Raw genomic sequence first — 24,143 nt, forward strand, 5'->3', positions numbered from 1 at the left:
CCGCCCGGCTCATCGAGGCGAGGGACGTCGCTGAGGCCCAGCTCGCCCTCGACGCGCAGCGGCGCCTGACCGCGGCAGCGATGCGGCCCGAGCCGACCGTGGCCGTCGTCCGCGAGCTCGGCCGCCTGCTCGACGGTGCCGCGTTCCTGCTGGCACCCGACGGCCGGGTCGTGCAGCCACCCACCGGGCCGCGGCGGCAGCTGGCCGACCTCGGCGAGGCCGTCGCCGTGCTGGAGCGGATCCGGTCGCCAGGCCTGCGGGCTGCGTCGTCGTACGGCGACGAGCTCAGCACCACGCTGCTGGTCCCGGTCGGGCTGCGGGACCGTCCCGTCGGCTACCTCGGCGCGCTCGTCCCGGGCCGCGCCTCCGCCGTGCGGCGGACGACCGTCACCACCGCCGTCGCCGTCCTCGGGCTGGTCGCCGAGCAGGAGCTGGTCGGACGCGACACCGGCCGCCGGATCCGAGCCCGCGTCCCGGAGCTGCTGGCCCGCGGCGAGCGAGACACGGCCGAGCTCCTCTGCTCCATCATCGACGCCCCGCCGCTCCCGCCGGGCGGCCTCGTGCTGCGCGCGGCCGGACCGGACGACCTGCGCGACGACGCGCTCGCCGCGCTCGAGCAGGACCGGGTCCTCGCCGCGCCGCTCGACGACACGCTCTGGGTCCTCGCACCGGCCGGATCAGTGACCCGGATCGCCGGTCGTCTCGCCGGGAGCGGGCTCCGGGTCGGCGTGGGAGCGACCGAGGACACCGCCGAACGGGCGCTGGCGCGGACCACCCCGACGAGACAGGTCGTGCACTGGGACGACCTGGTCCGCGAGGGCCCCGTCGGCCTCCTCGACGACGACGTCGCCAGCGCCTTCGCCGCCTCGTTCCTCGCACCGCTCGACGATCGCCAGCAGGAGATCCTCGCCTGCTTCCTGCGCCACCACGGGTCCCGGCTCAAGGTCGCCGACGAGCTCGGCCTGCACCGCAACACGGTGCGCAACCGGCTCACCGAGATCGGCGACGCCCTCGGCCGGGACCTCGACGACCCCGACGTGCGGGTCTCCGCCTGGATCGCCCTGCAGACGCGCGGCTGACCGGCATCAGGACACCGGCAGGAAGAAGAACTGCGCCGGCTTGTCGGTGATGCTCGTCCGCATCTGGACGAGCGGACCGCGATGGGCGCCGATCCGCTCGACCATCGCCACGGACGCGGCGTTGCGGGCATCGGGCTCGAAGACCATCCGCGCGCAGCCGGGCAGCGCCGCGACGAACGCCAGTCCGGCCGCGACGATCTCCGCGGTCCGGCCGACCCGCGCCGGGTCGTCGGAGAGCAGCAGGTGGATGCCGACGTCACCGGCCCGCCGGTCGTACCACTCCCCGATCTCGTCGACGGCGGGGTCGTAGGTCTGGAGCAGCCCGACGGGCGTCCCGTCGACCAGGAACAGGTAGGCCGCGAGGTGCTCCTGGTCGTCGATGAAGGAGTAGATCTCCGCGACCCGGTCGACGTCGCAGTCCACCATGCCCCAGAACGACGCCCGCTCCTGGGTCACCCAGGTGTGCAGGATCCCGGCGTCGGCGGCCGGGTCGACGGGGCGCAGGGTGACGGTCATCGGTCCTCCTCGGGACGGGTCGCGGGGTTGTCCAGCCTGCCAGCGAACATCAGCGACTCCGCCTGGTCGCTCAGGTCGACCATCTGGAGCGTGTTGCGCAGCTGGAGCCGGTTGAGACAGCTGTGCCGGAAGGTCGGCCGCAGGAGGTCGTAACGCGCCGCGGCCGCGGCGAGCTCCGGGTGGTCGGCCGCGTGCTCCTCGATCGTCGCCCGCACCAGTCCCCAGAACTCGCGCTCGTCGAGCACACCGTCCTCGTCCAGGATCGCGGCGACGAAGCGGAGCACGCCGTCGAACACGTCGGTGTGCACGGCCAACGCCTTGACGTCCTCGGGGAACGAGCCGCGGATCCGCTCGACCTCCGGGGGCAGCGGCAGGTCCCCCATCACGGCGACCTCCTCGCCGATGTCCTTCATGAAGGCAGCCACCGGGACGTGGTCGCGCAGCACCAGCACCACGTTCTCCCCGTGCGGCATGAACGCCAGGTCGTAGGCGTAGAGGCAGTGGACGAGCGGGCGCAGGTAGGACCGCAGGTAGGACCGGACCCAGGTCGCGGCGTCGATCGGTGACGCCTTGACCAGGGCCGTCACCAGGGCGTCGCCGTCGGCGTCGCGGTGCAGCAGCGCGGCCATCGTCATCGGCCGGTCGCCGTCACCCAGCAGCGGCACCGGGCTCTCGCGCCAGAGTGCCGCGATCATCTTCCGGTACGGCGAGGGGCCGGCCGTGCGGTGGAAGGCGTCCCCCGTGTAGCCGATCGCCGCGACCTCGCGCAGCACCCGGAAGCCGCACTCCCGGAGCTCCGCGTCGCCGTGCACTGTCGCGGCGACCCAGTCGTTGATCGCCGGCGTCGCCTCCATGTAAGCGGGCGACAGCCCCCGCAGGAAGCCCATGTTCTGGATCGCCAGCGCCGTCTTCACGTAGTGCCGCTCCGGGCGGCTGAGGTTGAAGAACGTCCGGATCGACTGCTGGGGCCGGTGCTCGTCGTCGCCGCTTCCCAGGTGCACCAGGTCGCGTCGCGCGACGTCGGGCGCGAACGTGACCGCCAGCTTGTTGACCCACTGCCACGGATGGACCGGCAGGAAGAGGTAGTCGGCCGGGTCCAGGCCCAGCCCGCGCAGCCGCGCCGCGAAGCGGGCCCGAACCTCGGGCGCGAGCTCGTCGCCGTACAACGAGGCCTCGGCCTGTCCGTCGCCGAGCGTCAGCCGGGTGGCCGTCCGGTGCGCGGCCAGCCAGTGCAGACGGACCGGCACCCCCGCCTCCGGCGCGAACGCCGTGTAGTCGTCGAGACCGAAGCCGATCCGGCCGTTGTTGGCGACGAACGCCGGGTGGCCCTCGGTCATCGCCGCCTCGACGGCCTGGTAGTCGGCGTCGACGAGCTCGGCGACCGGGACCCGCCGGTGCCGGAGCTTCCACGCACCGGCCGCCAGGGTGGACGCGATCTCCTCGAGGTAGGTCGGCAGCAGCGAGTCCGGGATGCCCAGCACCGGCGCCAGCCCGGCGACGAACACCTGCGCGTCCGGCGTCGGCTCGATCGACGCCGGGTCGACGACCCAGTGGTCGAGGGCGTGCCTCCGTGCGGTGAAGCGGTACGACGACCCGCCGGTCTCGAGCGTCCAGCCGTTCGGTCGTTCGGGGTCGGGCACCGGCGCGAGGAGCCGCTCGTGGGCGTACTCCCCGATCGCCTTCGCCACCAGGTGCCGGTGCGAGCGCTCCATGAGCGCGGGGGTGAGGTGCGCGGTCCCGTCGCCGTGGCGGTGGTCGGTGCCGCAGGCCGCCTCGTAGGCGGAGCGCGTGCAGAACGACAGCATCGCGGTCTTGCCGGGGAGCGGGACCTCGCGGACCTCGACGAACCCGGCGGCCACGTTCTTGCGCCGGATAGCGGCGTTGGCCGCGTCGGGCTCGACGACGACGCGCCGGACCGCGGGGTCGGCGAAGCAGTGTGCCATCACGGCGGCGAAGACCTGGGTGGTGAAACCCGGGAGGAGGTCACCGCCCGGAGGCGCGACCAGCACGTGCATCCCGAGGTCACCGGGCTCCAGCTCGGGCAGGTCGGCCAGGGCGGAGAACCGCGGGTCGTAGGTCTCCGCCAGGAACGCGGGACGCCCGTCGGCGAGCCCGAGGAAGGCCTCGTGGTGCGGGTCCGCTCCGACCCGGTCGTACTCCGCCCGGACGTCGGCGACCGAGGCGTCCTGCATCATCCAGTAGACCGAGCGCGGGTGCGTCACCCAGGTGTGGAGCAGGTCCGCGAGGTCCGGGTCGGTCCCGAGGACGAGCGGCTCGAGCGTCAGCATCATCGTGCGACCGCCTCGGCCATCGGGGCCGGCGACCGACGCAGGTGGTCGGGCACCCCGAAGGTCTGCACCGCGATCCGCTTCTCGATCGGATAGACCTCGCGACCCACCATCGCGGCGATGATCACGGAGTTGCGGTAGGCGCCCATCCCGAGGTCGGGCGCCAGCAGCGAGTGGGTGTGCTCCTCGGCGTTCTGGACGAAGATCTCGCCGCCCGCGACGTCGACGGAGTAGTCCCCCGCGACGTCGTACCGGCCGCACTCGTCGAGGCGGACCCGGTCGCGGACTCCGTCGAGGAAGTCCGGCGCGGTCGGCGCGTAGCCGGTCGCCAGCACCAGTCCGTCGGTGACGAGCCCGAAGGACTCACCGGTCTCCACGTGCAGCAGGTCGAGCTCGTGGCTCGCACCCGCAGAGCCGGCCCCCTGCACCTCGGTGTTGGTGAGCAGGGTCGTCCGAGGCCCGTCGCCGCTCACCCGCCGCTGGTAGTGGAGGTCGAAGATGGCGTCCACCAGGTCGGCGCTGATCCCCTTGAAGAGGTGGCGCTGCTCGCGCGTCAGCCGGTCGCGGGTCTCGACCGGGAGCGCCCGGTGGTAGGCGCCGTACTCCGGAGAGGTCATCTCCAGCGTGAGCTTGGTGTACTCCATCGGGAAGAACCGCGGGCTGCGGGTGAGCCAGACCAGCTCGTAGTCGTGGTCGGGCGCCTCGACCAGCAGGTCGAGATAGACCTCGGCAGCGCTCTGGCCGCTGCCGACGATCGTGATGGTGCGCCGGCGCTGGAGGTCGGCCTTGTGCGCGAGGTAGTCGGCGGAGTGGGTGACACCGGCCGCGCCGAGGAGCGGGCGCAGCAGCGCGGGCACCCTCGGGGAGGTGCCGATGCCGAGGACGAGCCGGCGGCTGCGGAAGGTCCGGCCCGTGCTGGTGGTGGAGACGTACGACGAGCCGTCGTGCGCCACGGCGAGCACCTGCTCGCCGAACCGCACCGAGCCGAGCCGCTCGGCGGCCCACCGGCAGTAGTCGTCGTACTCCCGGCGCAGCGGGTAGAAGCTCTCGCGGATGTAGAAGGGGTAGAGGTTGCCGCTCTGCTTGAGGTAGTTGAGGAACGACCAGCGCGAGGTGGGGTCGGCCATCGTGACCAGGTCGGCCAGGAACGGCACCTGGAGCGTGGCGTCGTCGAGCAGCATGCCGGGGTGCCAGTCGAAGCCGGCCCGTGCCTCGAGGAAGACCCCGTCGAGGCCCTCGCTGGACCGCAGCGGGTCGGCGAGGCAGGCGAGACCGAGGTTGAACGGCCCGAGCCCGACCGCGACGAAGTCGTGGACGACGTCGGTGCCGCTCATCGCGCGACCTCGAGCGTCGACGCGACCGCTGCCGGCTCGTCCGCGAGCAGCCGGGCGCCGGTCGCCCGGACCAGGTCGACGACGCCGACGATGTCGCCGACGGTGGCGAGCGGGTTGAGCAGGGTGAGCTTGAGGAACTGCCGGCCGTCCACCCTGGTCGCGGCGACCATGGCGCGGCCCGACTCGTAGAGCGCGGCCCGGATGCGGGTGTTGAGGCTGGCGAGCGCAGGCTCGTCGAGACCCGACGGCGCGTAGCGGAACACGAGCGTGCTGAGCTCGGGCCGGGCCGCCACCTCGAGGTCGGGCTCGTCGGCGACCGCGACGTAGGTGTCGCGGGCCAGGTCGACCAGGGCGTCGACGTAGTCGCCGAGCGTGTCCGGCCCCATCATCCGCAGCGTGAGCCACAGCTTGAGGGCGTCGAAGCGGCGCGTGGTCTGCAGACTCTTGTCGACCTGGTTGGGCGAGGCGACGGCCGGGTCCTCGGGGTTGAGGTAGTCGGCGTGCCACGTCGCGGGCGCCAGCAGGGCTCCGTCACGGACCAGCAGCGCGCTGGAGGAGACCGGCTGGAAGAACGTCTTGTGGTAGTCGACGGTCACGGAGTCGGCGCGGTCGATGCCGGCCAGCCGGTGCCGGTAGCGCGGGGAGACGAGCAGGCCGCCGCCGTACGCCGCGTCGACGTGCAGCCAGGTGTCGTAGGCCCGCGCGAGGTCGGCGATCTCGGGGAGGGGGTCGATCGCCCCGAAGTCGGTGGTGCCGGCGGTGGCGACGATCGCCATCGGGCGGAGGCCGAGCGCGGTGCACGCGGCGAGCGAGCGGTCGAGCGCGACCGGGTCCATCCGGTGCCGCTCGTCGGTCGGCACGCAGACCACGCTGTCCTCGCCCAGCCCGAGCAGCCGCGCCGACTTCTGCACCGAGAAGTGGCTGTCCGCCGACGCCAGGATCCGCAACCGGCCCAGCGGTTCCCGCTCCAGCGCCCCCCGCGCCAGGAGCAGTGCCTGGAGGTTCGACTGGCTGCCGCCGCTGGTGAAGACGCCGTCGGCGGTGCGGCCGAACCCGATCCGCCGCGCGGTCCAGTCGACGAGGTGCCGCTCGACGAAGGTGCCGCCGACGCTCTGGTCGAAGGTGTCCATCGAGCTGTTGACCGACGCGATGAACAGCTCGGCGAGCAACGCCGGCACCACGACCGGGCAGTTGAGGTGGGCCGCGTACGTCGGCTCGTGGAACCACACGGCGTCGTCCAGCCACACCTGCGAGAGCTCCGCGAGCGCCGCTCCGGTGTCGCCGAGCGGGACGTCGAGGTCGACCGCGGTCACCCGTGCTGCGGCCCCGGCCACGCTCCGGCCGGTCGCCGGGCCGGCGACCCCGCCGAGGGTCCGGACGAGGTGCTCGAGCCCGGCGCGGACGGTCGAGGCGTAGTGGTCGGCGTTCGCCGGGTGGAAGACGTGGTGCAGCGGTGGGGGGTACACGAGAGGCCTCTCCGAGATGATTAGGTAAGGCTTACCTTATTCACTTCCCCCGGGGGGCTGTCACTCCCCTGACCACGTGCGCTGCGTCACAGCGACCCGACCGTTCGTCGCGCCAGGACGACCGTTCATCGACAACCCGTTCCCGCTGGGCGCGCCGACCGCCCGCACCCCTGCCCGGTGGGTACCGGCCGCTCCTAGCGTCCGTGACGGCCGTCACACCCACCCTCTTGAAGGAGGTCCCCGTGTCCCACGACATCGCCCCCGACCCGGCAGCGCCGGTCGGGCCCCGAGCCGATCGGCACGACCCGGTCTACGACCAGCTGCACGCGACGGAGGAGTTCGCCGAGCTGCGCCGCCGCTACCGGAGCTTCGTCTTCCCGGCGACCGTGGCGTTCCTCAGCTGGTACCTGCTCTACGTCGCCCTCTCCAACTGGGCCGGCGACCTGATGGGCACCAAGGTGGTCGGCAACATCAACGTCGCACTCGTGTTCGGCCTGCTGCAGTTCGCCACCACGTTCCTCATCGCGTGGGTCTACAGCCGCTACTCGACCGCCCGGCTCGACCCCCTGGCCAAGGAGCTCGAGCAGCGCTTCGTCGCGCTCGAGGGCAAGTCGTCGCGCGGGACCGGGAGCCACTGATGGACCACCAGGTACTCACCACCGTCCTCTTCCTCAGCGTCGTCGCGCTGACCGTCGGGATCACCTTCTGGGCGAGCCGCCAGAGCAGCGGGACGGCCGACTTCTACGCCGGCGGCCGGTCGTTCTCGGGTTTCCAGAACGGCTTGGCGATCGGGGGCGACTACATGTCCGCAGCGTCGTTCCTCGGCATCTCCGGCGCTATCGCGCTCTCCGGGTACGACGGCTTCCTCTACTCGATCGGGTTCCTCGTCGCCTGGCTGGTGGCCCTGCTCCTCGTCGCCGAGATGCTGCGCAACTCCGGTCGCTACACGATGGCCGACCAGCTCGCCTACCGGATGCGGCAGACGCCGGTGCGGATGGCGGCGGCGACCTCCACCGTCGTCGTCTCGATCTTCTACCTGCTCGCGCAGATGGTCGGCGCGGGCGCTCTCGTCGCCCTGCTGCTCGGCGTCGACGACCAGTTCGTCAAGAACATCGTCATCCTCGGTGTCGGCGCGCTGATGATCTTCTACGTCACCGTCGGTGGCATGAAGGGCACCACCTGGGTCCAGATCGTCAAGGCCGTGCTCCTCATGGCCGGGTCCGCCCTGATCGTCGTCCTCGTCCTCGCGAAGTTCGACTTCAACCTCTCCGAGCTCCTCGGTGGCGCGGCCAGCAACTCCGGCCACGGCAGCGCGTTCCTCGAGCCGGGCCTCAAGTACGGCGCGGACCTGACGAGCAAGCTCGACTTCCTCAGCCTGGGCCTGGCCCTCGTGCTCGGGACCGCCGGCCTGCCGCACATCCTCATCCGCTTCTACACGGTGCCGACCTCGCGCGATGCCCGGAAGTCGGTGCTGTGGGCGATCGGCCTCATCGGGGTCTTCTACCTCTTCACGCTGGTCCTCGGCTTCGGTGCCGCGGCCCTGCTCAAGGGTGACGAGGCGGCGGAGGTGGCGGAGTCGAAGGGCAACCTCGCCTCGCCGCTGCTGGCGGAGGCGGTCGGCGGCGGTGCCGGGTCGACCGGCGGCGCGATCCTGCTCGCGATCATCGCGGCGGTGGCGTTCGCGACCATCCTGGCGGTCGTCGCCGGCCTGACGCTGACGTCGTCGTCCTCGGTGGCGCACGACATCTACAACAGCGTGATCCGCAAGGGGCAGGCGACCGAGAAGGAGGAGATCCGGATGACCCGGATCGCCGCGGCCGCGATCGGCGGCATCGCCATCCTGCTCGCGATCCCCGCGCAGAACCTCAACATCGCCTTCCTGGTGGCGCTGGCGTTCGCGGTCGCGGCGTCGGCCAACCTGCCGGCGATCGTCTACAACATGTTCTGGCGACGCTTCAACACCCGCGGCGCCACGTGGAGCATCTACGGCGGCCTCGTCTCCGCCGTGGGCCTGGTCATGTTCTCGCCGGTCGTCTCCGGCAAGGGCGCCGACCCGGTGACCGGCAAGAGCCTCTCGCTGCTGCCGGCCGACATCGACTTCTCGTGGTTCCCGTTCGAGAACCCCGGTCTGGTGTCGATCCCGCTGGGCTTCTTCTTCGGGTGGCTCGGGACGGTCACGTCCCGCGAGCCCTCCGCGGAGGAACGCTTCACCGAGCTCGAGGTCCGCGCCCTCACGGGCGCCGGCGCCGAGCAGGCGACCAGCCACTGACGACCGCGCGGGGCCGGCGCTCTCGGGCGTCGGCCCCGCCGTCCTGACCGCAACCCGGCGCCACCCCGCGCAACCCCACGCAACCCCGCCGCAACCCACCCGTGGTCACACTCACCGGGCCCGCCCTAGTGTGATCCGCACGACCCCCGGAGGACCCAGGAGATGACCGTGACCGACAGCCCGACGTCTGAGGAGACGCTCGCCAACCTCAGCACCGAGAACCGGCGGTTCGAGCCTCCGGCCGAGCTGGCGGCGCACGCGAACGTGACCGCCGAGGCCTACGAGCGCGCCGCTGCGGACCGCCCCGCGTTCTGGGCCGAGCAGGCCGAGCGCCTCACCTGGGCCGAGCGCTGGGACACCGTCCTCGACGACTCGAACCCGCCCTTCTACCAGTGGTTCACCGGCGGCAAGATCAACGCGGCCTACAACTGCGTCGACCGCCATGTCGAGGCCGGCCGCGGCGACAAGGTCGCGATCCACTGGGTCGGCGAGCCGCTCGACGACACCCGCGACATCACCTACGCCCAGCTCAAGGACGAGGTCTGCCAAGCGGCCAACGCGCTGACCGACCTGGGGATCGCGGCCGGCGACCGGGTCGCGATCTACATGCCGATGATCCCCGAGGCGATCGTGGCGATGCTCGCCTGTGCCCGGATCGGTGCGCCGCACACGGTGGTGTTCGGCGGGTTCTCCGCCGACGCCCTCGCGTCTCGGATCGACGACTGCCAGGCCAAGCTGGTCATCACGTCCGACGGCGGCTACCGCCGCGGCGCCCCCGCGGCGCTCAAGCCGGCGGGCGACGAGGCCCGCACCAAGACCGACCTCGTCGAGAAGGTGCTGGTCGTCCGTCGTACCGGCCAGGACCTCGGTCCGAGCGGGTGGGACGACGATGTGGATGTCTGGTGGCACGACGTCGTCGGGGCTGCCTCGACCGACCACACCCCCGAGGCGTTCGACGCCGAGCACCCGCTCTACGTCATGTACACCTCGGGCTCGACCGGCAAGCCCAAGGGCATCCTGCACACCACCGGCGGCTACCTGGTCCAGACGTCGTACACCCACCACGCGGTGTTCGACCTCAAGCCCGAGACCGACGTCTACTGGTGCACCGCCGACATCGGCTGGGTGACCGGCCACAGCTACATCGTCTACGGGCCGCTGGCCAACGGGGTGACCCAGGTCGTCTACGAGGGCACCCCGGACGCGCCCGAGCGGGGCCGCTGGTGGCAGATCATCGAGCAGTACGGCGTGACGCTCTTCTACACCGCGCCGACCGCGATCCGCTCCTTCATGAAGCAGGGCCGCGACGTGCCGGACAAGTCCGACATGTCGAGCCTGCGGATCCTCGGGTCGGTCGGGGAACCGATCAACCCGGAGGCCTACATCTGGTACCGCGACGTCATCGGCGGCGCCGGCAACAACGGCCAGGGGACGCCGATCGTCGACACCTGGTGGCAGACCGAGACGGGCGCCCTCATGATCAGCCCGCTGCCGGGCGTGACCGCCGGCAAGCCGGGTTCGGCGATGACCGCGCTCCCCGGCATCGCTGCCGACGTCGTGGACGACCAGGGCGACTCGGTGCCCAACGGCTCGGGGGGCTACCTCGTCATCACCGAGCCGTGGCCCTCGATGCTGCGCACCATCTGGGGCGACCGCGACCGCTACGTCGACACCTACTGGAAGACCTACGCCGACCGTGGCTACTACTTCGCCGGTGACGGCGCCAAGAAGGACGCCGACGGGGACATCTGGGTCCTCGGCCGGGTCGACGACGTCATGAACGTCTCGGGGCACCGGCTCTCGACGACCGAGATCGAGTCCGCCCTGGTCTCCCACCCCAAGGTCGCCGAGGCCGCCGTGGTCGGCGCCAAGGACGAGGACACCGGTCAGGCCGTGTGCGCGTTCGTCATCCTGCGGGAGTCCGCGGGTGACGGTGGCCCGGAGATCGTCCAGGAGCTGCGCGGCCACGTCCGCAAGGAGATCGGCCCGATCGCCACCCCGCGGCAGATCATGATCGTCGCCGAGCTGCCCAAGACCCGCTCGGGCAAGATCATGCGCCGGCTCCTCCGCGACGTCGCGGAGAACCGCGAGGTCGGGGACGTGACCACCCTGGCCGACTCCTCGGTGATGTCCCTCATCTCTCAGGGGATGAGCTCGAGCTCGGAGGACTGACCGGACCAGCCGGGGCCAGTCTCAGCACGACGAGGCCGGCCCCGGCTGCGGCCAGCGAGGCGAGCAGGATCCCTACCTTGGCGTCGGCGGCGAGGCCCGGGGCGTCAGGGAAGGCGAGCCCGGCGATGAACAACGAGACGGTGAAGCCGATCCCGGCGACGAAGCCGACGCCGACGAGCTGGCCCCAGCCGACCCCCTCGGGCAGTCGGGCCACTCGCAGCCGGACGGCGAGCGCGCTCGCGAGGACGATGCCGATCGGCTTCCCCAGCACCAGCCCGACGCCGATCCCGAGCGCCACCGGCGAGGTGAGCGCATCGCCGAGCGCGCCTCCGCGGACGTCCACCCCCGCGTTGGCCAGTGCGAAGACCGGGAGCACGACGTACGCCGACAACGGGTGCAGGTGGTGCTGCAGCCGCTCGACCACCGGGACCGACTCGACGACCAGGAACCGGAGCCGGTGGACCTCGTCGGGATCGAGCCGACGGTCGTCGAGCGCCTCTCGCGCGTAGTCGCTCGCGACCTCGGGCCGCAGCAGCGCCGTGGCCGGCGTCAGCAGGCCCAAGGCGACCCCCGCGAGCGTGGCGTGCACGCCCGACTGCAGGAGCGCGAACCAGGTGGCCGCGCCCACGATCCCGTAGGCCGGCACCGCCCACACCCGCAACCGACGCATCACGACGACCACCCCGAGGAATGCCAACGCGAGCGCGAGCCAGCCCAGTCCCAGGTCCTCGGTGTAGAAGACGGCGATCACCAGGATCGCGCCGATGTCGTCGACGATCGCGAGCGTGAGCAGGAACAACCGAGCGGCCGACGGGATCCGCCGGCCGAGGACACCCAGCACACCGACGGCGAACGCGATGTCGGTCGCCATCGGGATGCCCCAGCCCGCGCCGGCCTCGCCACCACCGGCGACCGCGACGTAGAGGACGGCCGGGACGACCATGCCGCCGAAGGCGGCCACGATCGGCAACGCCGCGGTCCGCGGGTCCCGGAGGTCGCCGTGGACCAGCTCGTACTTGATCTCGAGCCCGACCACGAAGAAGAAGATCACCATCAAGGCGTCGTTCACCCAGTGCTGCAACGACTCCACGAGCTCGAAGCTGCCGACGGAGAACCCGAGCTCGAGGTGCCAGAAGTCGTCGTACGTCGCGGACCAACCGGAGTTCGCCCACAGCAACGCGGCCGCCGTGGCGACGAGCAGCAGCAAGGACCCACCCAGCTCGACACGCAGGAACTCGCGCAGGGGCCGCGCGACGTAGCGAGCGAGCCGCCGGTCGCTGGCGCTGAGCACCGGGCCGACCCGCCAGACGGCGTCGTCGGTCGGTCGGTCGGGGGGCGGTGAGCTCACTGGTGCCTCGGTTCGGTCGGGGTCGGTGGAACCACGCCGACCAGACTTCCCGGCTCACCTGGGACGGAGCCTACCGGCTTCGGTAGGGTCGCGAGCATGGCCGTTGACACGACCCAGACCGAAGAGCCCACGATCGGGCGTCTCATCAAGGACGCGCAAGCCGACTTCTCGACGCTCATGCGCAAGGAGATCCAGCTCGCGAAGTCCGAGCTGAAGGTGAGCGTCACCGCGGGTGGGATCGGCACGGTGTTCCTGCTGTCCGCGGTCTTCTTCCTCGTGCTGTTCGTGATCATCCTGTCGGTCGCAGCGGCGTACTTCATCAACTGGAACGGCGACGGCCTCGGGCTGCACTGGTCGTTCCTGATCGTCGCCGGCTTCTGGCTGACGGTCTCGGTGCTCCTGATCCTGCTGGGCATCAAGAAGCTCAAGCAGGTCAAGGCGCCCGAACGAGCGATCGAGCAGGGTCGAGAGATCCCGCGTGCACTCAAGGGACAGGCCTGACACTGGCCATGGAGTAGGCGAGGGGGATCTGGGATGACGCGGCAACCGGCAGTCGCCGGACGTGCCGAGCAGCTGCTCGGCTCGTCGGTCATCTCGACCGCGCCGGTCGCGGGCGGTGACGTGTCCAGCGCGGTCAAGCTGCGCCTCTCCAGCGGTCGGACGGCGTTCCTCAAGTCCCTCACCCAGGCCCCGCCGGCCTTCTTCGAGCGCGAGGCCGCGGGTCTGGCCTGGCTCGCCGAGGTTGAGGACGGCGTCGCCACCCCCGAGGTGCTGGCCGTCGACGCGGACTGCCTGATCCTCGCCTGGGTCGAGACCAGCAAGCCGCACCAGGACTCGGCGGCCGCTTTCGGGCGGGCGTTGGCCCGCACCCACCTCAGCGGTGCCGCCGGCTTCGGCGCGGAGGCCGACGGCTACATCGGCCGGCTCCCGCTGGGCAACCAGCCGCTACCGACGTGGGGCGAGTTCTACGTCGAGCGCCGGATCACGCCGTACCTGCGGGTCGCTCGTGACAAGGGGCTTATCGCGGCCGCCGACGCCGACCTGGTCGAGCGGGCCGCCGCACGCGTCGGCGAGATCGTCCCCGACGAGCCGCCCTCCCGCCTCCACGGCGACCTGTGGAACGGCAACGTGCTGTGGGGCCAGGAGGACCGGGTCGTGGTCATCGACCCGGCCGCCTACGGCGGTCACCGTGAGGTCGACCTCGCCATGCTCACCCTCTTCGGGCTGCCCCAGCTCCCCCACGTGATGGCCGCGTACGACGAGGTCGCGCCGCTCGGCGACGACTGGCAGGACCGGCTCGGCATCCACCAGCTGTTCCCGCTGCTCGTGCACGCCTGCCTGTTCGGCGGCGGCTACGGCGCCCGCGCCGCCAAGATCGCGTCGCGCTACCTGTAGCACCTCTCAGCGGACGCTCAGCCGCTTCCGTCATCATGGGGGCGTGTCCACGCGCCCTCCCCACCTGCCGAAGGTCCTCGTCGTCGACGACGACCGCGCGGTGCGGGACTCGTTGCGGCGGTCGCTGGAGTTCAACGGTTACGACGTCCACCTCGCCGGCGACGGCGCCGAGGCCCTGGCCGGCATCGGCGCGGTGGCACCCGACGTCGTCGTGATGGACGTGATGATGCCGCGGCTCGGCGGCCTCGACGCCACCCGCGCGCTCCGCGCCGCGGGCAACGACGTACCGATCCTCGTGCTCACCGCGCGGGACGCCGTCGGTGACCGGGTCGAGGGCCTCGACGCGGGCGCCGACGACTACCTCACCAAGCCGTTCGCGCTCCAGGAGCTGCTGGCCCGGCTGCGTGCCCTGCTCCGGCGGGTCGTGCCGCACGAGGACGGCGACGAGGAGGAGGTGCTCTCCTTCTCCGACCTCACCATGAACGTCACCACCCGTGAGGTCACCCGCGGCTCGCGCTCCATCGAGCTGACCCGGACCGAGTTCACGCTGCTGGAGATGTTCCTGCGCCGCCCGCGCCGGGTGCTCGAGCGCAGCTTCATCCTCGAGGAGGTCTGGGGCTACGACTTCCCCACGACGGCCAACTCGCTCGAGGTCTACGTCGGCTACCTGCGTCGCAAGACCGAGTCCGGCGACGAGGCCCGGCTCATCCACACCGTGCGCGGCGTGGGTTACGTGCTGAAGGAGTCATGAGCACGTTCTGGGCGGGGTCCGGCCTCGCGGTCGGTCCCGGCCCGGACGGACGCTGGCACTACCGGCGCTCGCTGGCCAGCCGGGTCATCCTGCTCACGATGATGGCGGTCGGGCTGTCGGTCGCGTTCGTCGCGGTCGCGGCCTACGCCACCACGCGCTACCAGATGCAGCAGAGCCTCGACCACTCCCTGAAGAACCGGGCGTACGCCGCCGCCGGGTCCGACGTCCTGCTGGAGAGCGACGTGCCGTCGTGGGCGCTCGGCGCCGCCGACGTCCGGATCGCCTTCCTGCCCGCCGAGGGCGACGGCCGGGTCCTGGACCGCGGGCCCGACATCCTGCTCGGCCAGCCCGAGCGCGACGTCGCCCGGGGCGAGCGCAGCTCCAGCATCCGCACCATCCGGATCGAGGACGACCGCTACCGGGTCGTCACGGTCCCCACCCACGAACCGGGGATCGCCCTCGTCATCGCACAGCCGCTCGACGACCAGGACCGGATCCTGTCACGGCTCGGCTGGGTGACCATCGCGTTCGGCGGCGTCGGCGTCCTCGTTGCCGGGATGGCCGGCTGGCTGGTCGCGAGCAACGGCCTGCGCCCGGTCCGCCGGCTCACCCTCGACGTCGAGCGGATCGCCCGGACCGAGGACTTCACCACGCTGCCCGTCGAAGGTGACGACGAGGTGGCGCGGCTGGCGTCGGCGTTCAACCAGATGCTCACCTCGCTCGACGCCTCGCGGGTCCGCCAGCGACAGCTGGTCGCCGATGCCAGCCACGAGCTGCGCACTCCGTTGACCTCGCTGCGCACCAACGTCGAGCTGCTCACGATGTCGGGCGACACCTCGGCCCTGCCCCCCGAGGCGCGTGCCGAGCTGATGGACGACATCCGTGCCCAGATCGAGGAGCTCACGACCCTCATCGGCGACCTCACCGAGCTCGCGCGCGACGAGCCGGTCGCCCCGACCGTCGAGCCGGTCGACCTCGCCGACGTCGTCGACCACGCCGTGCAGCGCGTCCGGCGCCGCGCCCCGGACATCACGTTCGAGGTCTTCACCCGGCCGTGGTGGGTCGTCGGCGAGGCGCCGGCGCTCGACCGTGCCGTCACCAACCTCCTCGACAACGCGGCCAAGTGGAGCCCTGAGGGCGGCCACGTGATGGTCCGGCTCAGCGACGGCGTGCTGACCGTCGACGACCAGGGCCCCGGCATCCCCGAGGAGGAGCGGGCCTGGATCTTCGATAGGTTCTGGCGGTCCGCCGACTCGCGCACCCTGCCGGGTTCCGGGCTCGGCCTGGCCATCGTGCGCCAGGTGGCCGACCGCCACGCCGGGTCGGTGCAGGCGACGGAGAACGTGGACGGCGGAGCACGCCTGGTGCTCAAGCTGCCCGGAACGGAGACGACGGATGCGTAGGTTCGCGGCGGTCGGCGCGGCAGCGGCGGTCCTCGTCCTGTCAGGGTGCGGCGGCGAGGAGGTCGGCGACAAGCCCGACCTGCCCGACGAGACGCCCGCGCTGTGGAACCCGTGCGATGTGCTGGACCCGACGACCATCGAGGACGCGTTCGGCACGGTCGCGGAGGAGGAGAACGGCGAGACGACCGCTCCCGAGTGCCGGTTCGTGCCGGCCGCCGAGGGCGATCCCGCCGTCACCGTCAACTACCTGCTGTTCTCCGGCACCCTCGACGAGGCCTTCGAGACCATGGACCTCTCGCCCGACGCCACGTCGACGTCGCCGCAGGTCGAGGGCGCCGACGCGACCCGGATCATCGTCAACGCCGGCCCCAAGAACCTCGCCGTGTCCGGCTTCGTGGCCAACGGCGACCTCATCCAGAGCATCAACGTCGTCGACCCCGCGCCGTACGACGAGGCCGCGGTGGTCGCCGGCATCAGCGACCTGCTGACCACGCTGTCCAAGCACGCCGTCGACTCGGGGGTGACCGACGAGTCGTCAGCCGCAGAGTGACTCAGCCACCGCCGCCGCCCGCGACGCGCATGGCGCGAAGTGCCAGCGCGCCGCCACTCAGAAGTGACGATGCGAGACACACCCAGGCGACGACACCAGTTCCGTGAGCCGTGTGCAGCGGGGCAAGGGCGGGCGCGCACACGACGATCGAGACCCGGACCATCGTGGAGACGACTGAGAGCGACGTGGCCCTGAGCTCGCCCTCGAACATCTCGTTGAGCTCGCCATCGCAGAGATTCAACAGTGCACGCAGCGCCGCGAACGCGCCTATCAGCGCGACTGCTGTCGTGATCCCCCCAGATCCCTCGTCCCTCTGGAGCAACGCGAAGCAGACGAAGAGAGCGGCGCAGATGGTCGTCGTCCGGATCGCGCCTTGCCGCCGCGTCAGACAGCCTGCTCGCGACTGTGCGAGAAGGATCAGCACGAACACGCCGCTCAGGATCACCCCGGTCTGACGATCCTCCAGGTCAGTGGTGAAGAGCGGCTGCCAGAACTGGATGAGGAGCTGGTAGGCAAACTGGCCAGCGACCGAAGCGACGACGACCAGCCCCAAGGCCGCGCCCCCTCGCCGTCCCACAGCGCGCAGAGTCCGCACGTCCGACGCAAGACCTCGCCGCACGGTCGCTCGGCTCGCCCTGTCCGAGGGGAGACCGACGACGGCGTATCCCGTGACGGCCGTCAGCGTCGAGGCAGCGATCCACCACACCGCTGGAGAGTCCGGCGGCCCGAACAGGCCACCGATACCAGCGGCCACGGCCATGACGGTGAAGCTCACCGTGGTGAAGGCAGTCAGACAATCGACGACACGTCCGTCCGGATGCACGGTGAGCCATCGGTCGATAAGGATGGCGTCGTAGGCACCGTTGAAGAGAGCGAACGACACCGCGTTGAAAGCCTCCGCCACATAGAGCCACCACAGGTCGGGCGAGTACGCCGTCATGGCCAGCCAGAGGACCCCGGACGTCCCTGCGACGCAGACCGCGACCTTCCGGCCGACCCGATCGGCCAGGTAGGACAACGGCACGTCCAACGCCAGGATCACCATTGCTTGGGTTCCCTTGAGGGCGATTACTTGCTGCAACGGCAGCCCCCTCGACACGAGGAAGAGCGTCGAGGTCGCCCCGATCAGCATCCGGGCAGCAAGAAATCCGGCGCCGACCAGCGCGATTGCTCTCAGCTGGCGATCCGCTCCTAGCCCGGCGAGCACGTGGGGCACGAGGGGTCGCGGACATACCTCTGTTGCTCGAACTCAGTTCGATCCAACCAAAGGCCGATCCGGGCGTCGACGCTCTGCACCGCGCCGAATCCGCCCAGGTAGCGGAGAGCATCCAAGGTGGCCAAGCCTGAGCTGACCATGTTGGTGGGGCCGTTCGACGGTGCCTGATAGCGGGCATTGACCCTCGCCATCTGGTCACGTTGGTCGGACGCGTCGGTGGGCAGCTCTGCGACCTGGACTACGCAGTCGAAGCAGGCCGTCGCACCTGGAATGACGAACGGCCCCCAGGTGGCGATGTCCTCGATGTAGGCAATGGGCAGGAACGGGGTGGCGACTCGGTGTGCGTAGCGGTTGACCCAATTCAACAGGACGCTCGGGGTGTCGGCGGAGACGATGATGAGATCGCACGCCGGCAGTTGGTCAAGGTCGGCCTCGCTCGCAATGTTCAAGGAGAAGGTGTCGATCTCGGCACCGCCGTGTCGCTTCCTGAGCTGATCTGCGAGGACCGCGATCTTGCTATCACCCACATCCGCCTCCGTGAACATGAACTGTCGGGTGAGGTTCGAGAGCTCGATCCGATCCGCGTCGACCAAGGAAAGGCGTCCGACCCCGGCCGTCGCGAGACTGGGCGCGACGAAGTTCCCGATCCCACCGCAGCCGAGAATCACCACGTGGCTGGAGGAAAGGCGCGCCTGAACCGCTCCAGGGTCGACGCCATGCATCGAGTAGTAGAGATGAGGGCGGGCGTAGCGCGTCCCGAAGTCGATCGCCGGATCGACCAGATAGCCAGGCTCGAGCAACAGTTCGACCGCCCCGCTGACGTCCTCCTCCGTGTGGCCGGCCGAACGAAGGTTCGCCTCTACTGCGGCGACCGTGCGCGGTTCGGTCCAGAAGTCGCACGCCTGGACAAGCGCTGTCGCTCGAGGGCCGAGCGGGATTACCTTCATCAACGAGCCACCGCTCAGCACCAGATTCTGGCGATAGTGCCCCAGCGTGACCACGGGGGACAGTAGGTGGTGTCGTTCACCCAATGGAGACTCCTTGGATCTGCCTCTGACGACGAGCGTGCCGGGGAGGATCCAGTCCTCCCCGGCGCGCGGTTCCTTAGTTGCCACCGAGCTTGAGCATGCTGTCCTCCTCTCGCCCCGGCGACCGCAAGACAGGACCGGGCGCACAGCTGCCCGAGAGGCGGTCGCACCCCATAGACGTCGGACGGGTGCTCTTCCTTACGCCGTTTCGCGAACTTTTGGCGAGAGGAGTACAGCCCCTAAAGGGAGGCGGCGGAATCGGTCCCTGGACGAGCCAGCGCGCGGAGCAGGCGCTCGGCCTTCCACTGCGTCTCGGCGTGCTCGTCCGCCACGGCGGAGTCGACGGTGATGCCGCCGCCGGTGCCGAGGAGGTAGTCGCCCCCCGCGTGCAGCAGGGTGCGGATGACCACCCCCAGGTCCGCGCGACCGTCGCCGGACACCCAGCCGAACGCTCCGGCGTACGCGCCGCGCGGGGTGGCCTCGACCGTGTCGATGATCTCCATCGTGCGCAGCTTCGGCGCACCCGTCATCGAACCGGCCGGGAAGAGCGCCCGCAGGGCACCGACCGTGGTGACGTCGTCGCGGAGCCGACCGCGGACCGTCGACACGAGCTGGTGCACCGAGGCGTAGGACTCGACCTCCATCAGGGTCGGGACCTCCACGCTGCCGACCTCGCAGACCTGCGACAGGTCGTTGCGGAGCAGGTCCACGATCATCAGGTTCTCGGCCCGGAACTTCGGGTCGGTCGCCAGCCGCTCCCGCGCCGCCTCGTCCTCGACGCGGGTGCTGCCGCGCGAGGTGGTGCCCTTGATCGGCTTGGTCTCCAGCACCCGGTCGGCGGTCACCAGGGCGTAGCGCTCGGGCGAGCTGCTGAGCAGCCGGCCCGTCGCGTCGGGGCGGCCGGGGACGGAGTGCTGGAGGTAGCCGGCGTACGGCGCGGGGTTGAGGCTGCGCAGCCGGAGGTAGGCCGCGACCGGGTCCGTCGCGCTGTCGATGCGCAGCCGGTGGGTGAGGTTGACCTCGTAGGAGTTGCCGGCGGCCAGCTGCTCCTGGACCTGGGCGAACGCATCGGCGTACTCCTCCGGCACCCCCGCCCCACCCTCGCGAATCCCGACCTTCCTGCGCCGAATCCCCACCTTCCTGCGCCGAGCCGCGGCTTCTCCGGGCAGGAAGGTCTCGATTCGAGGGTCGAAAGGTACGGATTCGACATGCTCGAACATCCGGACGTGGGAGGGACGCATCCAGACCGCGTCCGGCAGGTCGGGGTCGGGCCGGGCAGGGAGGTCCGGACGAGCCGCGTAGCCGAAGTAGCCGAACCACTGGTCGCTCGGGCTCCCGGCGGCGAGCTCGGCCTCGAGCACGACGAAGGGGTCGTCGCCGACGACCTCGCTGCGGGAGCCGCGGTGACGGGTCACCTCGCGCGCGGCGGCGTCGTAGGTGAGCGACACGTCGTCCTCGTCGAGCCAGCCGATGATCGAGCGCTGCCGCGACCACTCGCGAGCGCCGCCGCCGTCGAGCCAGACACAGCGCGGGTGCGCGGCCGCCACCTCGGTGAACGCGGCCGCCGCGTCGGCGCGGGTGCTCATGCGCGCTCCAGGAAGTTGCGGATCATCGCCGCGCCGTGCTCGGTGAGGATCGACTCGGGGTGGAACTGCACGCCCGCGATCGGCAGGTCCCGGTGCTCGACCGCCATCACGACGTCACCCGCCTCGCCGTCGCAGGTGGCGACCACCTCGAGCACGTCCGGCACCTGGTGGGCCCGGAGCGAGTGGTAACGGACGGCGGCGAAGTCCTGCGGCACCCCCTCGAAGAGACCGGACGCCGAGTGGCGCACCCGGGCGACCTCACCGTGCGCCGGCCGGCCACGGTCGACCGTGCCGCCGAAGTGCGTGACGATCCCCTGCATCCCCAGGCACACGCCGAGCACCGGACGGCCCAGGTCCAGCAGCGACCAGTCGTGCTCGTCGGGGTGGCCCGGCCCCGGCGACAGCACGATCACGTCGTACGCCGCGAGCCCGCCCGGCGTACCTGCGTCGTGCTGCACGACCGGCGGCAGCACCCCGGTCACGCCGGCGACCAGGTGCACCAGGTTCCACGTGTAGGAGTCGTGGTGGTCGACCACGACGACGTCCGGCGGGCGACCCATCCGGCGCCGCTCAGCCGTCCGGCAGCAAGACCGCGGAGACCAGGTCGTGGACGATGTCCCAGCCGCGCTCGGTGAGGATCGACTCCGCGTGGAACTGGACGCCCCGGTAGTGCGGACCGGCCAACGCGTTGACGTCGCCGCTCTCCGGGTCGCACTCGACGCTCACGCCGGCCGGCAGCACCGTGTCGGCGCCCGGGCGACCGACGAAGGTGTTGTAGAACCCCACCCGCTCGCGGCGGCCGTTGACGACGACCTCGGCCTGGGTGCCCTGGAACACGATGTCCTTGTAGCCGAGCGGGATGCCGAGCTGGTGGCACAGCGCCTGGTGACCGAGGCAGACGGCGAGGAACGGCCGCTCGGCCGCGAGCAACGAGCCGACGGCGTGGCGCAGGTTGACCATCTTCTGGTCGGCGTCGTCACGCGGGTCACCGGGCCCGGGGCCGACGATGACCAGGTCGAAACCGTCGAGGCAGCCGGGGGTGTAGTCCTCGTGCCGGACGACGGCACTGGTCATGCCCATGACCGCGAGCAGGTGCCGCAGCATGTTCACGAAGTCGTCCTCGCCGTCGAGGATGACGACGCTCTTGCCGGCCAGCCGTGGGTCCGGTGGCGTACCGGCCTGGTCGGTCAGCCAGAAGCCGGACAGCCGCCGGTTGCGGGCGTTGAGCGCGATGAGGACGTCCTCGTCGGCAGCCAGCGCCGCGAGGTCGACGCCGTGCTCCGGCGCCGGGGGCACGAGGCCGAAGGCCGACAGGATGCCGCCGGCCTTGGCGTGCGTCTCGGCGACCTCGTAGGCCGGGTCGGAGTCGCGGACCAGGGTCGCGCCGGCGGTCACCTTCAGGCGTCCGTCGAGGTCCACGTCGGCGGTGCGGATGACGATCGGGCTGTCGATGACCGGGAGCCCGTCCTCGTCGCGGCCGATCACCGCGAGCGCGGCGCCGTAGTAGCCGCGGCCCTCCGGCTCGTAGGCCTTGATCAGACGACAGGCGTTCTCGACCGGCGACCCGGTGACCGTGGCGGCGTACATGGTGTCGCGCAGGATCGCGCGGACGTCGTTGCGGCTGCGGCCGGCGAGGAGGTACTCGGTGTGGATGAGGTGCGTCATCGGCTTGAGGAACGGACCGAGCACCTGGCCGCCCTCGTGGCAGATGTCGCACATCATCTTGAGCTCTTCGTCGACGACCATGAAGAGCTCGTAGATCTCCTTCTCGTCCTTGAGGAACTCAGCGAGCCGGGCCTCGATCCGGCGGTCGTCGCCCGCGGGCGGCCGCACCCGGAAGGTGCCGGAGATCGGGTTCATCCGGACGTCGCCGCCATGCACGCTGACGTGCCGTTCGGGGCTGGCGCCGACCAGGTAGCGGTCACCGGTGAAGAAGAGGAACGTCCAGTAGGCGCCGCGCTCGCGCTCGAGCAGCCGACGGAAGACGGTCAGCGCCTTGTCGGCCCCCCAGTCGGCGACGACCGCGCGGTAGTGACGACCGACGACGAGGTTGGCGCCCTCCCCCTGGCCGATCTCGTCCTTGATGATCGCCTCGACGACCTTGGCGTAGTCGTCGTCGTCCACGTCGAAGCCGCCGCGGTCGACGAAGTCCACCTCGGTCGGGTCGATCGCGCCGATGATCTCGGCGACGGAGTACTCCCGCTCCTCCTCGACGTCGACGACGACCAGCGGGGTGCCGTCGTCGTGGGCCTCGAAGCCGCGCTCGGCGACCTGGCGGAACGGTACGGCGACGAGTCGGTCGCACTGCCGGCCGTCGGCCGGCGGCCCCTCCTCGAGCGGGATGTCCATGATCGAGTCGGCGACCCAGCGGCGGCCGCCGAGCAGCCCGACCGTGTCGCGGTCACCGGACCGGGTGGAGCGCCGGATGATCGCCCACGCCTCGTGCCCCTGGATGGCCGTGATGGCTTCCTTGGGCGTGAGGGAGGGCTCAGTCATGTCGGAAGTTTAGGGGTCTCGGGACCGTCCGATCGGGGCACCTGTCGGTCATGGGACCAGGTTCGGACCACACCCGCCCCGACGGCGTCGACGACCTCACCGTCGAGGCGCTCGGCACCATCTCCGAGGCGCTGGAGGCGGTCGAGGTCGCCCGCGGCCATCTCTACACGTTCCACCGGCTCTCCGGCACCGCCGACCTGACCCTCGGCAAGGGCGTCGACCAGCTCCGGGAGGCAGGGCACCACGAGCTCGCGGACCGGATCGAGGAGGAGCTGGTCGGCCGGAACGTGCTGGAGGGGCGGTGGACCTTCCAGGTCGTGGAGGAGTACGACGACGGCTACTACGCGACGTTCAGGTCCGTGGAGCGCGCGGCCCGCGAGGCGCTGGTCGAAGGGAAGCGCCACCTCTACGAGGCGGAGATGAAGGAGGACCGTCGTACCCACGGCCGGGCGGGCCACGAGGCCACGCCCGAGGGGTGAGGGCTCAGACGCCGAGGGCGAGGAAGGCGGCGGCGGTGCCGGCGGCGACCGGGTCGCCGGCTGCCGTCCGGCGGACCGCGTGGAGGGCGGTGGCGGGGTCCTCGCCGCGGGCCAGACCGTCGTGGAGGCCGACCATCAGGTCGGCGGTGGCGGCGTCGTTGACCTCGCCGACGCTGCTGACGAGACCGGCGGTGCCGAGCGAGAAGAGCGCCGCGGCGAGTCCGAGCAGCTCCTGGGCGCCGACCGGGGCGAGGACACCGGACTCGCACGCGGAGAGGACGACGCGGTACGGCGCGCGACGCAAGCGCTCCAGGTCGTGGACGGTGAGCGGACCGTCGGCCAGGTCGAGGGCCGAGAACAGCGGGCTGTCGGCGCGGAAGTGTCCGTGGGTGGCGAGGTGCGCGAGGTTGGCGCCGTCGAGGACCTCGACGACGGCCGCCAGGGTGGCGTTGCTGCCGTCGAGGAGGAGCGCGTCCGGGTGCCTGCTGGCGAGGATCGGCACCTCGGCGCCGCCGGACTCGAGGTCCGGACCGGCCACCAGGAGGGTGCGACGCGGGTCGGGACGCTCGGTCGCGGTGGCTCTCAGCCACTGACCTGCCGACGGGACGATGCTGAACGGCCGGTCGTGCAAGGTCGGGAGCAGCGACCACGCGAGCCCGTGCAGGCGAGCGGTCGGAGCGAGCGTGATCGGTCCGTCAGGGAGCAGGCGAACCGCGTCGCCGAGGATCGCCTGCTGGAGGCGGCGGCCGAGGTCCGCGGTGTTCACG

At 71.2% G+C, this 24,143-nt stretch carries 21 protein-coding genes; 10 read left to right on the forward strand and 11 right to left on the reverse strand.

Annotation, left to right across the window (positions count from 1 at the left end; genetic code table 11):
• The coding region (locus H0487_RS13945; RefSeq protein WP_183094839.1) for a PucR family transcriptional regulator at positions 1-1,079 on the forward strand (1,079 nt) is incomplete at its 5' end.
• Between the two features lie 6 nt (positions 1,080-1,085).
• Here the strand turns inward: H0487_RS13945 and H0487_RS13950 are convergent.
• The 4 genes from H0487_RS13950 to H0487_RS13965 are packed head-to-tail and all read right to left on the reverse strand — an operon-like array spanning position 1,086 to position 6,683.
• Positions 1,086-1,595 carry a GNAT family N-acetyltransferase gene (locus H0487_RS13950; RefSeq protein WP_183094840.1) on the reverse strand — a complete coding sequence of 170 codons (510 nt, stop codon included), beginning with the start codon at positions 1,593-1,595 and terminating at the stop codon, positions 1,086-1,088.
• A complete protein-coding gene (locus H0487_RS13955) occupies positions 1,592-3,886 on the reverse strand; it encodes a GNAT family N-acetyltransferase (protein WP_183094841.1) in 2,295 nt (764 codons plus the stop codon). Before H0487_RS13955 ends, H0487_RS13950 begins: the two co-directional genes overlap by 4 nt.
• On the reverse strand, positions 3,883-5,217 hold the full coding sequence (locus H0487_RS13960; protein ID WP_183094842.1) for a lysine N(6)-hydroxylase/L-ornithine N(5)-oxygenase family protein: 1,335 nt from the start codon (positions 5,215-5,217) through the stop codon (positions 3,883-3,885). The genes H0487_RS13955 and H0487_RS13960 overlap by 4 nt, the downstream gene beginning before the upstream one ends.
• The gene (locus H0487_RS13965) at positions 5,214-6,683 is read right to left on the reverse strand and encodes a pyridoxal phosphate-dependent decarboxylase family protein (RefSeq protein WP_183094843.1); all 1,470 of its coding nucleotides are present in this window, start codon (positions 6,681-6,683) and stop codon (positions 5,214-5,216) included. The genes H0487_RS13960 and H0487_RS13965 overlap by 4 nt, the downstream gene beginning before the upstream one ends.
• 242 nt (positions 6,684-6,925) lie before the next feature.
• Between H0487_RS13965 and H0487_RS13970 the strand changes: the two genes are divergently transcribed.
• The 3 genes from H0487_RS13970 (at position 6,926) to acs (ending at position 11,124) form a co-directional block, all read left to right on the forward strand.
• Positions 6,926-7,321 (forward strand): DUF485 domain-containing protein, encoded by a 396-nt coding sequence (locus H0487_RS13970; RefSeq protein WP_183094844.1) that lies wholly within the window; start codon positions 6,926-6,928, stop codon positions 7,319-7,321.
• On the forward strand, positions 7,321-8,952 hold the full coding sequence (locus tag H0487_RS13975; RefSeq protein WP_183094845.1) for a monocarboxylic acid transporter: 1,632 nt from the start codon (positions 7,321-7,323) through the stop codon (positions 8,950-8,952). The genes H0487_RS13970 and H0487_RS13975 overlap by 1 nt, the downstream gene beginning before the upstream one ends.
• 162 nt (positions 8,953-9,114) lie before the next feature.
• Complete coding sequence (gene acs / locus H0487_RS13980; protein ID WP_183094846.1) at positions 9,115-11,124, forward strand: acetate--CoA ligase; 2,010 nt, start codon at positions 9,115-9,117, stop codon at positions 11,122-11,124.
• Here acs and nhaA read toward each other — a convergent pair.
• Positions 11,087-12,472 carry a Na+/H+ antiporter NhaA gene (gene nhaA, locus H0487_RS13985; RefSeq protein WP_220793402.1) on the reverse strand — a complete coding sequence of 462 codons (1,386 nt, stop codon included), beginning with the start codon at positions 12,470-12,472 and terminating at the stop codon, positions 11,087-11,089. The two genes, acs and nhaA, sit on opposite strands and share 38 nt — an antisense overlap.
• A gap of 96 nt (positions 12,473-12,568) precedes the next feature.
• Here nhaA and H0487_RS13990 point away from each other — a divergent pair, with 96 nt between their 5' ends.
• The 5 genes from H0487_RS13990 to H0487_RS14010 are packed head-to-tail and all read left to right on the forward strand — an operon-like array spanning position 12,569 to position 16,571.
• Positions 12,569-12,973 carry a phage holin family protein gene (locus tag H0487_RS13990; protein WP_183094847.1) on the forward strand — a complete coding sequence of 135 codons (405 nt, stop codon included), beginning with the start codon at positions 12,569-12,571 and terminating at the stop codon, positions 12,971-12,973.
• Positions 12,974-13,006: 33 nt separating this feature from the next.
• The gene (locus tag H0487_RS13995; RefSeq protein WP_183094848.1) at positions 13,007-13,867 is read left to right on the forward strand and encodes a fructosamine kinase family protein; all 861 of its coding nucleotides are present in this window, start codon (positions 13,007-13,009) and stop codon (positions 13,865-13,867) included.
• Between the two features lie 43 nt (positions 13,868-13,910).
• Complete coding sequence (locus H0487_RS14000; RefSeq protein WP_312855947.1) at positions 13,911-14,618, forward strand: response regulator transcription factor; 708 nt, start codon at positions 13,911-13,913, stop codon at positions 14,616-14,618.
• Entirely contained in the window at positions 14,615-16,021 is a 1,407-nt protein-coding gene (locus tag H0487_RS14005) for a sensor histidine kinase (RefSeq protein WP_183094849.1), read from the forward strand. The genes H0487_RS14000 and H0487_RS14005 overlap by 4 nt, the downstream gene beginning before the upstream one ends.
• Positions 16,014-16,571, forward strand: coding sequence for a hypothetical protein (locus tag H0487_RS14010; protein WP_183094850.1), 558 nt, complete (start codon positions 16,014-16,016; stop codon positions 16,569-16,571). The genes H0487_RS14005 and H0487_RS14010 overlap by 8 nt, the downstream gene beginning before the upstream one ends.
• A gap of 1 nt (position 16,572) precedes the next feature.
• Here the strand turns inward: H0487_RS14010 and H0487_RS14015 are convergent, their stop codons facing one another.
• The 5 genes from H0487_RS14015 to H0487_RS14035 all read right to left on the reverse strand — a co-directional run bounded on the left by H0487_RS14015 (position 16,573) and on the right by H0487_RS14035 (position 22,897).
• Positions 16,573-17,787 (reverse strand): MFS transporter, encoded by a 1,215-nt coding sequence (locus H0487_RS14015; protein WP_183094851.1) that lies wholly within the window; start codon positions 17,785-17,787, stop codon positions 16,573-16,575.
• Complete coding sequence (locus tag H0487_RS14020; RefSeq protein WP_183094852.1) at positions 17,763-18,788, reverse strand: HesA/MoeB/ThiF family protein; 1,026 nt, start codon at positions 18,786-18,788, stop codon at positions 17,763-17,765. The genes H0487_RS14015 and H0487_RS14020 overlap by 25 nt, the downstream gene beginning before the upstream one ends.
• Positions 18,789-19,054: 266 nt before the next feature.
• Positions 19,055-20,401: an anthranilate synthase component I family protein gene (locus H0487_RS14025; RefSeq protein WP_183094853.1), complete on the reverse strand. Its 1,347-nt coding sequence runs from the start codon at positions 20,399-20,401 to the stop codon at positions 19,055-19,057.
• Positions 20,398-20,961, reverse strand: a complete 564-nt coding sequence (locus H0487_RS14030) for an anthranilate synthase component II (RefSeq protein WP_183094854.1) — start codon at positions 20,959-20,961, stop codon at positions 20,398-20,400. The genes H0487_RS14025 and H0487_RS14030 overlap by 4 nt, the downstream gene beginning before the upstream one ends.
• Positions 20,962-20,971: 10 nt before the next feature.
• Positions 20,972-22,897: an anthranilate synthase family protein gene (locus H0487_RS14035; protein ID WP_183094855.1), complete on the reverse strand. Its 1,926-nt coding sequence runs from the start codon at positions 22,895-22,897 to the stop codon at positions 20,972-20,974.
• A 50-nt stretch (positions 22,898-22,947) separates the two neighbouring features.
• Here H0487_RS14035 and H0487_RS14040 point away from each other — a divergent pair, with 50 nt between their 5' ends.
• The gene (locus H0487_RS14040) at positions 22,948-23,376 is read left to right on the forward strand and encodes a hypothetical protein (RefSeq protein WP_183094856.1); all 429 of its coding nucleotides are present in this window, start codon (positions 22,948-22,950) and stop codon (positions 23,374-23,376) included.
• 4 nt (positions 23,377-23,380) lie between these two features.
• Here H0487_RS14040 and H0487_RS14045 read toward each other — a convergent pair.
• Positions 23,381-24,143: CHAT domain-containing protein (locus H0487_RS14045; RefSeq protein WP_183094857.1), on the reverse strand; the 763-nt coding region annotated here is incomplete at its 5' end.

This window comes from Nocardioides stalactiti, assembly GCF_014180715.1.
Taxonomy (GTDB): Bacteria; Actinomycetota; Actinomycetes; order Propionibacteriales; family Nocardioidaceae; genus Nocardioides; species Nocardioides stalactiti.

Bases quoted from the DNA above. Each gene is read 5' to 3' on its own strand.
- acs (WP_183094846.1), top strand. From the start codon at position 9,115: ATGACCGTGACCGACAGCCCGACGTCTGAGGAGACGCTCGCCAACCTC.
- H0487_RS13955 (WP_183094841.1), bottom strand. From the start codon at position 3,886: ATGATGCTGACGCTCGAGCCGCTCGTCCTCGGGACCGACCCGGACCTC.
- H0487_RS14010 (WP_183094850.1), top strand. From the start codon at position 16,014: ATGCGTAGGTTCGCGGCGGTCGGCGCGGCAGCGGCGGTCCTCGTCCTG.
- H0487_RS13990 (WP_183094847.1), top strand. From the start codon at position 12,569: ATGGCCGTTGACACGACCCAGACCGAAGAGCCCACGATCGGGCGTCTC.
- H0487_RS14030 (WP_183094854.1), bottom strand. From the start codon at position 20,961: ATGGGTCGCCCGCCGGACGTCGTCGTGGTCGACCACCACGACTCCTAC.
- H0487_RS14005 (WP_183094849.1), top strand. From the start codon at position 14,615: ATGAGCACGTTCTGGGCGGGGTCCGGCCTCGCGGTCGGTCCCGGCCCG.
- H0487_RS14040 (WP_183094856.1), top strand. From the start codon at position 22,948: ATGGGACCAGGTTCGGACCACACCCGCCCCGACGGCGTCGACGACCTC.
- H0487_RS13960 (WP_183094842.1), bottom strand. From the start codon at position 5,217: ATGAGCGGCACCGACGTCGTCCACGACTTCGTCGCGGTCGGGCTCGGG.
- H0487_RS14035 (WP_183094855.1), bottom strand. From the start codon at position 22,897: ATGACTGAGCCCTCCCTCACGCCCAAGGAAGCCATCACGGCCATCCAG.
- H0487_RS13995 (WP_183094848.1), top strand. From the start codon at position 13,007: ATGACGCGGCAACCGGCAGTCGCCGGACGTGCCGAGCAGCTGCTCGGC.
- H0487_RS13975 (WP_183094845.1), top strand. From the start codon at position 7,321: ATGGACCACCAGGTACTCACCACCGTCCTCTTCCTCAGCGTCGTCGCG.
- H0487_RS14025 (WP_183094853.1), bottom strand. From the start codon at position 20,401: ATGAGCACCCGCGCCGACGCGGCGGCCGCGTTCACCGAGGTGGCGGCC.
- H0487_RS13950 (WP_183094840.1), bottom strand. From the start codon at position 1,595: ATGACCGTCACCCTGCGCCCCGTCGACCCGGCCGCCGACGCCGGGATC.